Here is a 13,098-nt window from a genome sequence, read left to right as displayed (position 1 = left end):
GGATCAAACTCTCCGATAAATGGATCACAGGTTAAGTCCACCGCATCCTGCGGCGACACCTGTGTGACCTGCATCGTGCAGGCCCTAGTTTGACTGACTACGCACATCGCTGTGCGATTTTATAAAAATGAATTAACAGGTACGTTTTGTCTTGTTTAGTTTTCAAAGATCATTTTGTTGCCTCTCAATGAAGCAGCTTTACTAATATAACATTTAGCTTCTTTTTTGTCAACAACTTTTTAAATTGTTTTATGAAGCTGCTTGTTTTGTCTGCTGTTCATCAGCGACGTTTAATAATATAACACCTGTATTTATTTATTGCAATAGTTTTTTTAAAAAAAGTTCTATAAAACAAATAAACTATAAGCCTCGTCATGTCATCTAGCGCGTATTTATCATATAACTATTTTAAAAGAACATATACATCAGTAATGTGATCTTGTTGTTTTTTTCTTTTTCTTGTATAGTAGAAACGAATTAAATATTGATGACCACAAGGGGAGCATTAAAGCTGAGAGTGAGCGGTTTCGTTCTGACCCTTTGAACCTGTTAGTTAACGCTGGCGTAGGGATGTGGCAAAGTCAAATGAATTGCAGATCGTAAAGCAGTGCGTGGAACTTTTCTCATCCTTCCGCGTGCTGCTTTTTTGTTGTCCTTTTGGATTGTCTATCAATGGAAGGGGATTTTTATGAATCAATCTAAGCAACTGGTTCGCCTTATTGAAATAGCAATTATGACTGCGGCTGCTGTTATTCTAGACATCGTCTCAGGAATGTTTCTTAGGATGCCTCAAGGAGGCTCGGTCTCCATCATGATGATTCCGATCTTTTTGATTTCGTTTCGGTGGGGTGTTAAAGCAGGCCTTACTACCGGCCTGCTGACAGGTCTGGTTCAAATCGCAATCGGAAACTTATTCGCACAACATCCTATACAGCTATTGTTAGATTACATTGTCGCGTTCGCAGCTATCGGAATAAGCGGATGTTTCGCTTATTCTGTCCGTAAAGCCGCTGCATCCAAAACAAAAGGGAATTTGATTGTTTCAGTGGTCAGCGCAGTTTTTATCGGCAGTTTCCTGCGCTATGCCGCGCATGTCATTTCAGGGGCAGTGTTTTTCGGCAGCTTTGCTCCAAAAGGAACGCCGGTATGGATTTATTCTTTAACTTATAATGCTACTTACATGGTTCCTTCATTCATTATTTGTGCAATTGTCCTATGTTTATTATTTATGGCAGCCCCCCGTTTGCTTAAAAGTGACAAAGCTTAAAAGTGACAATCCCCCAGCGAATTCCGCTGGGGGATTTTTTGTTATGTGTTAAGAAGTGTTTTTAAAGCAGAAAGATCCGGCCAGCCAAGGCCTACTTCTTTCAGCCTTATTCCGGCGATTTCAAAGCTGTCCTCTGCTACTCTTTTAGGTGAATAGGCCTGATAAAATATAATCGAGGGATTCTGCTCAATGACCCAAACAAACATACTTGAAAAGCCATGTTGAAGCAAAAACTCTGCTCCTTTTGCTAAGAGCGCCCTGCCTGCACCTTGCCGCTGGCGCTCTTCCAGAAGATAAATAGCGTATAACTCGCCGTCATAACCTTCTTGTTCAGAGCGAATAGGTCCAAATGAAGCAAAGCCGAATATTGAACCTTTTTCATCGTGAACCACAAATACACCTTTTAACGAGCGGCTTTTCCATTTGTCTTCAAATTCCTTGTAGTTCAGACTGTTTAAGTATTCAGCCGGGACAATTCCTTGATATGTTGTCCTCCAGCTGTCTACATGCACTTTTGCAATGTCCTTTATATCCTCTAACTTTGCTTCTCGTACAGTTGCCATCCGCTGGGATCCTTTCCTTAGTCATTATTCTGGTTTTTGGACCGTTTTCGCTTCTTTTATTTCATTTGTTAATTCGGTAATGCTTTGTTTTACATTTCCTTTTCCTGAAAAGTTCTCAATCATTTCTTTCACGTCAATTCCCGACGATGCTTTTAAGCTTTCTTGCAGGCTTGACATTAAGTTCGTCGCATAGCTGGTTACTTTGTTAGCGCCGCTTGATTCACCGCTTCCTCCTGTATCAACAACTGTGATTTTATCAATATTTGAAAGAGGTGCCGCTGCTTGTTTCGCGTATTCCGGAAGCATTTTTACGATCATATCGAAAATCGCCGCCTGCCCATACTGTTCAAAAGCAGCCGCAATTTTCTCTTTTGCTTCCGCTTCTGCCAGACCTTTTAGACGGATAACCTCTGCTTCTGTTTCCCCTTTTGCTTTTTCAGCTTCTGCTTTTGCTAGCCCGTCAATTCTGACTTTTTCCGCCTCAGCCCTCGCCATTGCTTCAATACTGTACTTCTTGGCATCGGCTTCCGCGAGCTGTTTGGCTTTCTCAGCTGCTGCGGACTGCTCGACTGAATAACGGTCTGCATCGGCTTTTTTCTTTACTTCTGAGTCGTATTGACGTTCACGGCGAAGAATTTCTTTTTCTTCTAATTCTATTTGTTTTTGGCGTTCGATAATTTTAACCTGCATTTCCTGCTCTGTGACATGCTGGCGCGCCTTGGCAGTCTCTAAATCATATGCCTGGTCGGCATTCGCTTTTGCCGTATCTTGTTCTCTGCGATATTCAGCCATTTTGAGCTGATTGATTTTTTCAGCTTCAGCGATTTCCGTTGCCCGTTCAAGTTCTGATTTTTTTGCATCTTTATCGGCTTCTGCCCGCTTAATTCGGGTTTCTTTATCAGCCTCTGCTGTTGCGATATCAGCATCCCGTTTTACCTGGGCAATTCTCGGTTTCCCTAATGATTCAAGATAACCGTTTTTATCACGTACATCTTTAATGGTAAAGGAGACAATCACAAGCCCCATTTTTGCGAGATCCTGCGAAGCGACACGCTGTACCTCTTGAGAGAATTTTTCTCTGTTTTTATAGATTTCTTCGACTGTCATTGAGCCGAGAATGGAACGAAGGTGGCCTTCTAAAACCTCCCGCGCTTCCTGCTCGCGGTCGTCTTTTGATTTTCCTAAAAATTGTTCGGCTGCTGTAGCGATTTCTCCTATAGAACCGCCGATTTTAATAATCGCAGTTCCATCGGCCATTACAGGCACTCCTTGTTCTGTATAGACTTCAGGTGTCGATACATCAAGTTTGCTCGATAATAGGCTTAGTGGCTCTGCCTGCTGGAAAACGGGAAGGACAAAGGTTCCTCCGCCGCGGACGATTTTAAGACGGTTGCCGCCTTCATCGACATGAACATTTTTATTGCCCAGATAGCTCCCCGTTACGATTAACGCTTCATCAGGCCCTGCCGTACGATACTTTGTGATAAACACGGCTATAAGTGCGATTAATAAAAAGAATACAACTCCGATGACAATTATAATCGGCATTGTCATATCACATTCCTCCTTGTGTTTTAAATAGGTTCATGCGGAGTGACCGAAAGAACTCCGTTGTTAACATCCACGATCAAAACAGCTGTTCCGTAACTGATCTGCTGATTATCAAAACTGACCGCTGACTTTGAGATGGTACCGCCTATCCCTTCAATGACCACTTCACCATACCCATCAACAGGAACAGCTGTAATCACTTTACCAACTCTTCCTCTTAGATCATCTTCTTTATAAGCCAATGATTCTTCTGCGGATGATAATGGGACCAGTACAAAGATGTGAAGCAATACCACCAGCATGATCGAAAGGATGCAAGATAAAAGCGCGATCAACAGGCTCGACATGGGCAATATGAGCTCGCCTATATATCCGCCTGCTGAAAAACATGTAAAAAATGCGAGCACCAATGTCGGATTAAGAAAAGGAATGCCTTCTGACAGCCCTGCAAATACGTCTCCGAAAAATAGAAATAACAGCGTAAGACTGCCCGCAATAATAAGCGTATAAAGATAAATCGTTTGTATAGGAACGCCAAATAACTCCAATTCCCTCATCCTTTCTTCACCAATGCATTGATGAACGGCCGCCGTTACCATTTATACGAGATACAACGTAAAAGGTTTCAAAATTTTAAGATAAATAACCCATTTTTTAGTGCTTGATAAATGATAATTGCTTATATATATGGTAATGTCATTTTAGGAGGAGATATGATGAGTATCTTTAATGAAGCCAGATTAGAAACGTGGAACGAAATAAAAGGACTTTCTGACGAAAAGCTGAATCAAAAGCCCTCTGCTGAAGAATGGAGCATACGGGAAGTGCTTGACCATTTGAAAAAAATTGATATGGCCGCACAAAAAATGCTGAAGGAACGTGTAAAGGAAGCTCCTGTTAAAGAAGTTGAAGAAAAACCGCTTGAGGTAGCACAGGATAGAAATAATAAACGGAAAGCTCCGAGTCATCTTGAGCCTGAGCATGATTTTATTTCAGGCAGCCAAATGAAACGCGAGCTTGATGTGGTGAGAGAGCAGCTGACTGCTGCAATTGCCTCTCTGAAAGAAGAAGATTTTGAGAGAGTGCTTCCGCATCCTGTGTTTCAAGAGCTGACTGTCAGACAGTGGATCGATTTTATCGGCCACCATGAAAAACGGCACCTCAGCCAGATTAAAGAAATTAAAGAGAAGATAGAAAGGGCCTGATTTGATCAGACCCTTTCTGCTTTTCGTGGTTTGACTTTCCGCTGATAGGAATGAACTTCTATTTCATCACCTGCGTAAACAGCTCCGGGTCTCTCAACAATGCACACAATCCCTCTTATGCCCAGTGCATGACGGACAAAAGCCGGTGCCAGCTTCGACTTGTCCTGATAATAAGACTGAATGACTTCTCCCGGCTGAATACACGGATCATTTTCTCCCTCACACAGCAAAGCGGCTCCGCTTGGAAAAATGAGCCGGCTTCCTTCTTTTAATGAAGTAAGATCAGGTATGCCGCTGACTGCCACATTCGCCCCGAGCCATTCCGGCAAAATGCTCGGCACTCCCATTTTTAAAGCAATTTCATCACATTCCTCTATTGAAACAATAGAAATTTGTCTCCGGTTAAAAATTTCAGTCCCTCTTGAAAACATCGGTTCTCTGGCTCCCGCTTTTTTGGTCAGGCCAAAATGCAAGTCGCCGGGGATGCCGCCATAATCAAAATCTAGCTTGTCCATTTGCTTTGTTACGAAGCTTTCTGTATCTGCGATATATACACCTTCCGTTTTTGCGGTTATACGCTTCCACATCAGCAGCACCTTCCTTCTCTAAAATTTCCATCTATGCTTTATTATCCAAAAAAATCCCGCTCTGTAAAGGAGCGGGACATGTAGTTATACCGTTTTAGGTGTAAGGTTAAAGCAGCGCTTGTATATCCAATTGTATGCTTTTTCATTTAAATCTCTAGGGTTTCCGAAGGTTTGCGGATCTTTCATCGCTTCTTTTGACAAACGTTCGATCATATCAGGTGATACTCCCTGCTCTTCTAAAGTCGGTACTTCTAAGTCTTCGACCAGGTCATACATCCAATTGACAGATGCTTTCGCAGCTTCTTCTGTTGTCATATTGCTTGTATCAATACCGAACGCTTTCGCAATACGTGCAAATTTCTCAGGGTAGCCCTTCCAGTTGTACTCCATGACAGGTCCCATCATCGCAGCCACACATTGACCGTGAGCGACTGGGATAATACCGCCAAGCGTTTGGCTCATCGCATGAGCCGCGCCCGCTGATTCACTGCCGTAAGAAAGACCTGCAAGCATCGCAGCCTGCGCCATTCCGTATCTTGCTTCCAGATCCTCTCCGTCAGCAAATGCTCTTTTAATGTAATGAGCGGCATATTCAATCGCCATCAAGGCAACTGCATCCGTGATTGGCTGCGCAAATTTCATTGTATAGCACTCAATGGCATGAGCAAGCGCATCAATTCCCGTCATGGCTGTTACATGCGGAGGCATTGAAACATGAAGCTCCGGATCAATGATGGTCAGGTGCGCTGCGATCAGCGGACCGCCCGTGTTGAATTTGAATTCTCTATCTTCATCTGTGATAACCGCCCATTGGGTTACTTCTGATCCTGTTCCAGCCGTTGTCGGAATTGTCGTCAGCGGAGGAATACGGTTTTCCAGGGGCTTTTTCCCATCTGCCGCTTCATAATCCAGCACGCTTCCTTCATGAGTGGCTTCTACTCCGATTGCTTTTGCAGTATCCATGGAGCTTCCGCCTCCGACTGCCACCAAACCATTACAGTTCTCTTTTTTGTAAAGCTCAGACCCTTCATTCACCAGACGGACAGGCGGGTTTGGCTCTACTTTATTAAAGAGCACCACTTCAATGCCTGCTTCTTTAAGTGATTCGATAACAGGATCTACGACGCCGGCTTTATAAATTCCAGGGTCTGTGACAAGGAGTGCTTTTGAAACGCCAAGCGCAGCTACTTCTTCACCCGTATTCTTGACTGCTCCAATTCCGTGCTTAATCACAGTCGGAATTTCAAATGTATGGAATTTGTGCATGCTTTCTATTTTCATATTTAATGTCATCATTAACTCCCCCTCTTATGAATTGAACCAATTAACCGCTGCCGGTTTTGTATTGCGATACACATGTTTGACTTCTGTGTATTCTTCAAGACCTATTTTTCCAAGCTCGCGTCCGAACCCGGATTGCTTATAGCCGCCCCATGGCGCCTGTGCAAAGTACGGATGGAAATCGTTAATCCAAACTGTCCCCATTCTCAAGCGGGCTGCTACGCGTTCGCACTTTTCAATATCTTTTGACCATACCGCTCCGGCCAAGCCATAGATGGTATCATTCGCAAGCGCGATAACCTCTTCTTCCGAGCTGAAGGTTTCGACTGTCAATACAGGACCGAAAACCTCTTCTTGAACGATTCTCATGTCCGATTTACAGTTTGAGAAAATAGTAGGTTCATAGAAAAAGCCTTTTTGAAGCGCATGGTCTTCCGGACGCTTGCCTCCTGTCTCCAGTTTCGCACCTTCTTCTATTCCGATCTCTACATATTTTTCTACTTTTGCCCTGTGCTCTGCAGAAATAAGCGGGCCGCTTTCTGTATCTGCGTGAAAACCATTTCCGAGTTTTATGCGTTTTGCCCGTTTGACAAGCTCTGCTAAAAATTGATCGTGAATGGCATCTTCAACAAGCAAGCGGGAACCAGCTGAGCATACTTGGCCGGCGTGGAAAAATACAGCGTTTAATGCCTGATCGACCGCAACCTCTAGATCTGCGTCCTTGAAAACGATATTTGGATTTTTTCCGCCAAGTTCAAGTGCGATTTTTTTGACGTTTCCGCTTGCTGCCCGCATGATTTTTTTGCCTGTTTCGATTCCACCCGTAAACGAAATCAAATCGACGTCTTTGTTTACGGCAAGCTCGTCGCCCACTGTGGCTCCCGGTCCAAGAACAAGATTTGCGACACCTTTTGGAACACCGGCTTCTTCCATCAGCTTAAAGACTTTGATTGTCGTCAGCGGCGTGATCTCACTTGGTTTCATGACGATAGTATTTCCTGCAGCCAGTGCGGGTGCGATTTTCCAGCTCGCTTGCAGGAGCGGATAATTCCACGGCGTAATCTGGCCGCAAACCCCGATTGGCTCTCTGATGATTTTGCTTTCTGAATCAGGGATCGGAGATGAAATGATCTCTCCGCCATCTTTATCTGCCAATCCGGCGTAATATTGAAAAACATTGGCGATATCGTCCATATCCGCCTTGCTTTCTTCGAGTGTTTTTCCAGTATCAAGCGATTCAAGCTCAGCCAGTTCATCAAGGTCGCGCCTGATTAATTCCGCAATTTTCAGAACAATCTTCCCGCGTTCAAGTCCCGATAGAGATGACCATTCTCCTTTGTCAAATGCTCTTCGCGCGGCTGCGATTGCCTTGATGGCGTCCTCTCGACCTCCTTCGCTTACGGTTGCAATTTCTTCTTGATTAAATGGGTTGATAATGCTGCGGATCTGCTCTTTTTCGGCACTGATCCATTCTCCGTCAATATATAATGTTTGACTCATATAAGCCTCCTTGACGTAAATAAAGTTTGTTAAATAAAAATTTAACGTTTTTAACAACCTTAATCTAACATACGAATTTTAAACTGTCAAAGCCCCATTTTGATTTTTCTTTTTGACATTTCTTTATGTTTCGTTAAGATAAAGAAATAACTTAACGAATTTAATTTTCTAAAGGAAAAGAGGGTCAGTATGGATGAAAATCCAGAATTTGCAGCTATAGAACAGGCTCGGGATCTTGTTATCGACTCCATTGCTGAAACGATGGATCTTTACGGAATTACCCGCAGTGTCGGGATTCTATATGGGACGATGTATATGAGGGATGAGATGACGCTTGACGAAATGCGTGAGGAATTGCAAATGAGCAAGCCAAGCATGAGCACAGGCGTCAAAAAGCTTCAGGACTTAAATGTAGTGAAAAAAACATTTCACCGGGGCATCCGCAAGCATACATTTGTAGCTGAAAAAGATTTCTTCAAATTTTTCACAAATTTCTTTCCGCCCAAATGGGAACGGGAAGTTCAGGTAAATGTAGCAGCAATTGAAGAAGCTCAGGCTGATTTACAAGAGGTTTTAAACAAAGACAGTCTCAGTGAGGACATCAAAAATGAAGCACTGCAGTTATACGAGCAGCTGGAAAGCTCTAAAGCTTACTATGATTGGCTGAAACGGCTTGCTGAATCGGTGCAGAGCGGGGAAATTTTTAAATTTATACCAATTGTAACAAAGTAAAACAAAAACGCCTGGGAAACCGGACGTTTTTTTGTTCTTTTATATGTAATTACTACAAATTTGAAAAATACGGGAAAAACACCCCATTTACTTCCAAAATATTTGATGGTAATTTTATGTAGGTAAAATTTGTATTTGGCCGTTCAGAGGAGGTGAAAAGCGGGCAGGCCTGTATATTTTATAACTTTTTAGGGGGAATTTTATTATGAAACGCAAATTATTATCTTCTTTTGCAATCAGTGCATTAAGTCTCGGTTTACTCGTTTCAGCACCTTCAGCTTCTTTCGCGGCTGAATCTAAATCAACTTCCGCTCATACTGAGTCTACTATGAAAACACAGTCAACAGCTTCATTGTTCGCAACAATTACAGGGGCCAGCAAAACTGAATGGTCTTTCTCAGATATCGAATTGACGTATCGTCCAAACACGCTTCTCAGCCTTGGCGTTATGGAATTTACATTGCCAAGCGGATTTACTGCAAATACGAAAGACACAATGAACGGACGTGCGTTGCGTGAAACACAGATCCTCAATAACGGGAAAACAGTAAGAATCCCTCTGGCACTTGATTTGTTAGGAGCTGGCGAGTTCAAATTAAAACTGAATAACAAAACACTTCCTGCCGCAGGTACATATACTTTCCGTGCGGAGAATAAATCATTGAGCATCGGAAATAAATTTTACGCAGAAGCCAGCATTGACGTGGCTAAGCGCAGCACTCCTCCGTCTCAGCCATGCGGCTGCAACTAATCTAAAAGACCGGTTAACGCCGGTCTTTTTTACGTTTTTGACCTCCCCCTTTTTCCTCTTTTTCCAGTTATCTTTTTCTAGTTTGAAATTTAAATTGACAAACTCTAGAAACAGGAGTAAATTCTTGAGTGTTCAATTTCATACAGTCTCTTTTACCGCTTAATCAAATACGAACGGGGGAACCAACGATTGGCTGTTTTTTTAACAGCCTTGGGGTGAATCTTACTAAGTAAGAGGGGGTACTCTGAATCCCTAATCCGACAGCTAACCTCGTAGGCGTTTACAGAGAGGAGGTCTATTAGCGGCCATTCTTCGAAATGGTCTTTTTTGCTTCAAAACGTTAATTTCACTAAGGGAGTTATGAACATTGGGAAGAATAAAAAATAAGCAATTTGCCGTGATCGGACTGGGCAGGTTTGGTGGAAGCATTTGCAAAGAGCTTCACAGAATGGGCCATGAGGTCCTTGCGATTGATATCAACGAAGAAAAGGTAAATGCATACGCTTCTTACGCAACTCATGCGGTGATCGCCAACGCCACCGAAGAAAACGAATTGCTATCGTTAGGAATACGCAATTTTGAATATGTGATCGTTGCAATCGGAGCGAATATTCAAGCGAGTACCCTGACCACCCTATTATTAAAGGAGTTTAACATTCCACATATTTGGGTGAAGGCTCAAAACCATTATCATCATAAGGTGCTTGAAAAAATCGGCGCTGACCGCATTATTCATCCTGAAAAGGATATGGGCGTCAAGATCGCACAAAGCCTTTCTGATGAGAACGTTTTGAATTACATTGATTTATCTGATGATTACAGTATTGTCGAGCTGCTGGCAACACACAAGCTTGATTCAAAATCGATTATTGATCTGAATGTAAGAGCGAAGTACGGCTGCACGATCCTGGCCATTAAACATCATGGAGATATCCGTCTTTCTCCAGCACCTGAAGACATCATACACGAACAGGATTGCCTGGTGATCATGGGGCACAAAAAGGATATTAAACGTTTTGAAAACGAAGGGATGTAGACATAGGTGACACTTCAAAAGGATAAAGTGATCAAATGGGTTCGTTTTACACCGCCTCAAGTGCTTGCAATTGGTTTTTTTCTTACCATTATCATCGGGGCTGTGCTGTTAAAGCTTCCGATTTCTACAATGAAGCCATTATCATGGATAGATGCCCTTTTTACTGCAGCTTCGGCTACAACTGTTACAGGGCTTGCAGTTGTCGATACCGGTACAGAATTTACACTTTTCGGGCAAACTGTCATCATGGGGCTGATTCAGATCGGCGGGCTTGGATTTATGACTTTTGCTGTTTTGATCGTCATGATATTAGGGAAAAAAATCGGATTAAAAGAACGAATGCTGGTTCAAGAAGCATTAAACCAGCCGACAATCGGCGGCGTCATAGGCCTTGTCAAAGTCCTGTTTCTGTTTTCCATCAGTATTGAGTTGATAGCAGCACTCATCCTATCCATCAGGCTTGTGCCCCAGTATGGTTGGGCATCCGGCTTGTTTGCCAGTCTGTTTCACTCAATATCTGCTTTTAACAATGCCGGGTTTTCGTTGTGGCCGGATAATTTGATGAGCTACGTTGGCGATCCTACAGTTAACCTAGTGATTACTTTCTTATTTATCACAGGAGGAATCGGATTTACCGTTCTGTTTGACATTATGAAAAATCGGCGATTTAAAGCCTTTTCTCTACATACGAAAATCATGCTGACAGGAACCCTGATTCTGAATGCGGTCGCTATGCTTGTGATCTTTATTTTAGAGTACAGCAATCCCGGCACGCTCGGCCACCTGCATATAGGAGATAAACTATGGGCTTCCTATTTTCAAGCTGTGACGCCAAGAACCGCTGGCTTCAATTCTCTTGATATTGGAAGTATGAGAGAAGGAACGATTGTATTTACTTTATTATTAATGTTTATCGGAGCAGGCAGTGCTTCAACGGCGAGCGGCATTAAGCTGACTACGTTCATCGTGATTTTAATGTCTGTGATCGCTTATTTGCGAGGTAAAAAAGAAACGGTTATTTTCCGCCGCTCCATCAAATATCCGATTATCATTAAAGCTTTAGCTGTGAGCGTCACCGGTTTGTTCATCGTGTTTTTAGGGATATTCGCCCTGACGATCACAGAGCAAGCGCCGTTTATTCAAATTGTGTTTGAAACTTTTTCCGCATTCGGAACTGTCGGTTTATCGATGGGATTGACTCCTGAACTTACAGAAGCGGGGAAATGTATCATTATTGTTATCATGTTCATCGGAAGAATTGGTCCTTTGACGTTCGTGTTTTCATTTGCGAAAACAGAGAAATCAAATATTCGTTACCCTGACGGCGAGGTGTTTACGGGGTAATAACAAAAAATCCGGCGATTTAGGCGCCGGATTTTTTATGATTCGATATGAGATTGATTTTGTCTTTTTTCCTGTTCCGCGATGATTTCGTTATCCTCTGCATTATCACGGGTCACTTTTTGTGTAAGAATCGCACCGACCGCTACAAGTATCATAACAGCGATGTAATAGCCTTTTTCATTGAGTTCCAGATTATCAGCATTATAGAGTCCGATACTAAACAAAAATACTCCCGCAAAAAAAGTGAAATAAGCTAGTACTGTAAAGGCAACCGTGTTTCTCCGTCTATATTTCTGCACCTTTGTTCCCTCCTGAAAGCATAGTCAATAAGTGATAACTTCCGTGGAATATTATACCTCAAATTCCCCTGAATGGAACAAAGAATTAATTACCAGGAGAAAGGGCTCAGGTTGCTTCCTTTATTTCAACAGCTGAATCATCAATCCAGCCGATGAGTTTATCATTGATTTGAAATTGGTACCATACGGACTGGCCTTTCTGCTTTTTAGATACAACCTTTATGTCTTTGCCGACGTAAGATTGGGCAGAGGTGAGCTTTATGGACCGATCATCAGTAGAAGGCTTGGACCATATGTCTTGAACGGCACTGTCTTTAATGGCGGCTTTTAAATCCACTGATTTGAGCGATGGATTTACCTCATCGTACTCATCTAAATCGTATTTTTCCACAATAGCGCTGATTTTATCAGCGTAGTCAGGGTCTGTAGCATATCCTGATGTTTGCAATGCAGTTGCCGCTTCCTTATAATCCCCGGCCTCAAGCACCGGTTTATACTTCTTTTTATTCCACGATGTGCCGCGGACAAACAATTGGGCGTGGTCATCCATAGATTCAAAAAACGTGCTGTATTTTCGAAACTTCGCTCGAATGGTTTTTCTTTTCCCTTTTTCAAATTCGTCCGTTTCCATCGTGACATGATGGCCTTTATAATTTCCTTTTATGCCAAAAAGGTTGTTGGCCTGAGCAGCAAGCTCGCTGTTCCCCCAGTCGGATTCGAGAATGGCCTGAGCGATCGTGATGCTGGGGAGGACATGATATTTCTCATACAAAATTTGTGCATGTCCGGACAGGCTGTCTATAAATACCTGCTGTTCATCAATTTCTTCGGGTTCTTTGGATGTTTCTATCGGTTTTGATAACGTTGTCGCTAAAACAAACAGGGCTAGCGGAATCGATACAATGAAAAATAGTGAAATGAAGAGTCTACGTTTTTTCAGTTTTTTACGGGCCATGAAAACCTTCCTTCGAGTTAAAAGATT

14 protein-coding genes and 2 riboswitches are annotated in these 13,098 nt (G+C 42.7%); of the genes, 6 read left to right on the top strand and 8 right to left on the bottom strand.

Going from position 1 to position 13,098, the window contains the following annotated elements:
• Positions 1-486 precede the first annotated feature (486 nt).
• A riboswitch (TPP riboswitch) is annotated at positions 487-588 on the top strand.
• Between the two features lie 100 nt (positions 589-688).
• Complete coding sequence (thiT, locus tag AC0C66_RS19160; protein WP_072183354.1) at positions 689-1,267, top strand: energy-coupled thiamine transporter ThiT; 579 nt, start codon at positions 689-691, stop codon at positions 1,265-1,267.
• Between the two features lie 41 nt (positions 1,268-1,308).
• On the opposite strand, the gene AC0C66_RS19155 is transcribed toward thiT, so the two are convergent.
• Genes AC0C66_RS19155 through AC0C66_RS19145 form a run of 3 tightly spaced genes read right to left on the bottom strand, consistent with a single transcriptional unit; the run spans position 1,309 to position 3,929 of the window.
• Complete coding sequence (locus AC0C66_RS19155; protein ID WP_268454422.1) at positions 1,309-1,830, bottom strand: GNAT family N-acetyltransferase; 522 nt, start codon at positions 1,828-1,830, stop codon at positions 1,309-1,311.
• 24 nt (positions 1,831-1,854) lie between these two features.
• Positions 1,855-3,384 (bottom strand): flotillin lipid rafts scaffold protein FloT, encoded by a 1,530-nt coding sequence (floT, locus tag AC0C66_RS19150; RefSeq protein ID WP_079288286.1) that lies wholly within the window; start codon positions 3,382-3,384, stop codon positions 1,855-1,857.
• 20 nt (positions 3,385-3,404) lie between these two features.
• On the bottom strand, positions 3,405-3,929 hold the full coding sequence (locus AC0C66_RS19145) for an NfeD family protein (RefSeq protein WP_041521049.1): 525 nt from the start codon (positions 3,927-3,929) through the stop codon (positions 3,405-3,407).
• A 168-nt stretch (positions 3,930-4,097) separates the two neighbouring features.
• Between AC0C66_RS19145 and AC0C66_RS19140 the strand changes: the two genes are divergently transcribed.
• Positions 4,098-4,586, top strand: coding sequence for a DinB family protein (locus AC0C66_RS19140; RefSeq protein ID WP_072183352.1), 489 nt, complete (start codon positions 4,098-4,100; stop codon positions 4,584-4,586).
• 5 nt (positions 4,587-4,591) lie between these two features.
• Here the strand turns inward: AC0C66_RS19140 and AC0C66_RS19135 are convergent, their stop codons facing one another.
• From AC0C66_RS19135 to betB, 3 genes are all read right to left on the bottom strand, one after another.
• The gene (locus AC0C66_RS19135; protein WP_072183351.1) at positions 4,592-5,173 is read right to left on the bottom strand and encodes an MOSC domain-containing protein; all 582 of its coding nucleotides are present in this window, start codon (positions 5,171-5,173) and stop codon (positions 4,592-4,594) included.
• 84 nt (positions 5,174-5,257) lie between these two features.
• A complete protein-coding gene (gene gbsB, locus AC0C66_RS19130; RefSeq protein WP_014114919.1) occupies positions 5,258-6,466 on the bottom strand; it encodes a choline dehydrogenase in 1,209 nt (402 codons plus the stop codon).
• Positions 6,467-6,481: 15 nt separating this feature from the next.
• On the bottom strand, positions 6,482-7,954 hold the full coding sequence (gene betB, locus AC0C66_RS19125) for a betaine-aldehyde dehydrogenase (protein ID WP_072183350.1): 1,473 nt from the start codon (positions 7,952-7,954) through the stop codon (positions 6,482-6,484).
• A gap of 189 nt (positions 7,955-8,143) precedes the next feature.
• On the opposite strand from betB, the gene gbsR reads away from it, so the two are divergent.
• The 4 genes from gbsR to ktrB all read left to right on the top strand — a co-directional run bounded on the left by gbsR (position 8,144) and on the right by ktrB (position 11,817).
• A complete protein-coding gene (gene gbsR, locus AC0C66_RS19120; protein WP_072183349.1) occupies positions 8,144-8,686 on the top strand; it encodes a transcriptional regulator GbsR in 543 nt (180 codons plus the stop codon).
• A gap of 205 nt (positions 8,687-8,891) precedes the next feature.
• On the top strand, positions 8,892-9,437 hold the full coding sequence (bslA, locus tag AC0C66_RS19115) for a biofilm surface layer hydrophobin BslA (RefSeq protein ID WP_072183348.1): 546 nt from the start codon (positions 8,892-8,894) through the stop codon (positions 9,435-9,437).
• Between the two features lie 146 nt (positions 9,438-9,583).
• Positions 9,584-9,732: riboswitch (cyclic di-AMP (ydaO/yuaA leader) on the top strand.
• Positions 9,733-9,804: 72 nt separating this feature from the next.
• Positions 9,805-10,473, top strand: coding sequence for a potassium uptake protein KtrA (gene ktrA, locus AC0C66_RS19110; protein ID WP_014114922.1), 669 nt, complete (start codon positions 9,805-9,807; stop codon positions 10,471-10,473).
• Between the two features lie 6 nt (positions 10,474-10,479).
• On the top strand, positions 10,480-11,817 hold the full coding sequence (ktrB, locus tag AC0C66_RS19105; RefSeq protein WP_072183347.1) for a Ktr system potassium transporter KtrB: 1,338 nt from the start codon (positions 10,480-10,482) through the stop codon (positions 11,815-11,817).
• A 35-nt stretch (positions 11,818-11,852) separates the two neighbouring features.
• On the opposite strand, the gene AC0C66_RS19100 is transcribed toward ktrB, so the two are convergent.
• Both AC0C66_RS19100 and lytG read right to left on the bottom strand, forming a co-directional pair.
• Positions 11,853-12,116 carry a YiaA/YiaB family inner membrane protein gene (locus AC0C66_RS19100; protein ID WP_003222348.1) on the bottom strand — a complete coding sequence of 88 codons (264 nt, stop codon included), beginning with the start codon at positions 12,114-12,116 and terminating at the stop codon, positions 11,853-11,855.
• A gap of 106 nt (positions 12,117-12,222) precedes the next feature.
• Positions 12,223-13,071: an exo-glucosaminidase LytG gene (gene lytG / locus AC0C66_RS19095; RefSeq protein ID WP_014114924.1), complete on the bottom strand. Its 849-nt coding sequence runs from the start codon at positions 13,069-13,071 to the stop codon at positions 12,223-12,225.
• Positions 13,072-13,098 lie beyond the last annotated feature (27 nt).

This window comes from Bacillus sp. VA13 (assembly GCF_055710085.1).
Note: the sequence above shows the minus strand (reverse complement) of the source record. Positions and strands in the feature narration are given on the sequence as shown.

Excerpts from the sequence above, each read along its gene's own strand:
- betB (WP_072183350.1), bottom strand. The coding sequence starts at position 7,954 with ATGAGTCAAACATTATATATTGACGGAGAATGGATCAGTGCCGAAAAA.
- AC0C66_RS19155 (WP_268454422.1), bottom strand. The coding sequence starts at position 1,830 with ATGGCAACTGTACGAGAAGCAAAGTTAGAGGATATAAAGGACATTGCA.
- gbsR (WP_072183349.1), top strand. The coding sequence starts at position 8,144 with ATGGATGAAAATCCAGAATTTGCAGCTATAGAACAGGCTCGGGATCTT.
- bslA (WP_072183348.1), top strand. The coding sequence starts at position 8,892 with ATGAAACGCAAATTATTATCTTCTTTTGCAATCAGTGCATTAAGTCTC.
- AC0C66_RS19140 (WP_072183352.1), top strand. The coding sequence starts at position 4,098 with ATGAGTATCTTTAATGAAGCCAGATTAGAAACGTGGAACGAAATAAAA.
- gbsB (WP_014114919.1), bottom strand. The coding sequence starts at position 6,466 with ATGACATTAAATATGAAAATAGAAAGCATGCACAAATTCCATACATTT.
- lytG (WP_014114924.1), bottom strand. The coding sequence starts at position 13,071 with ATGGCCCGTAAAAAACTGAAAAAACGTAGACTCTTCATTTCACTATTT.
- thiT (WP_072183354.1), top strand. The coding sequence starts at position 689 with ATGAATCAATCTAAGCAACTGGTTCGCCTTATTGAAATAGCAATTATG.
- floT (WP_079288286.1), bottom strand. The coding sequence starts at position 3,384 with ATGACAATGCCGATTATAATTGTCATCGGAGTTGTATTCTTTTTATTA.
- AC0C66_RS19135 (WP_072183351.1), bottom strand. The coding sequence starts at position 5,173 with ATGTGGAAGCGTATAACCGCAAAAACGGAAGGTGTATATATCGCAGAT.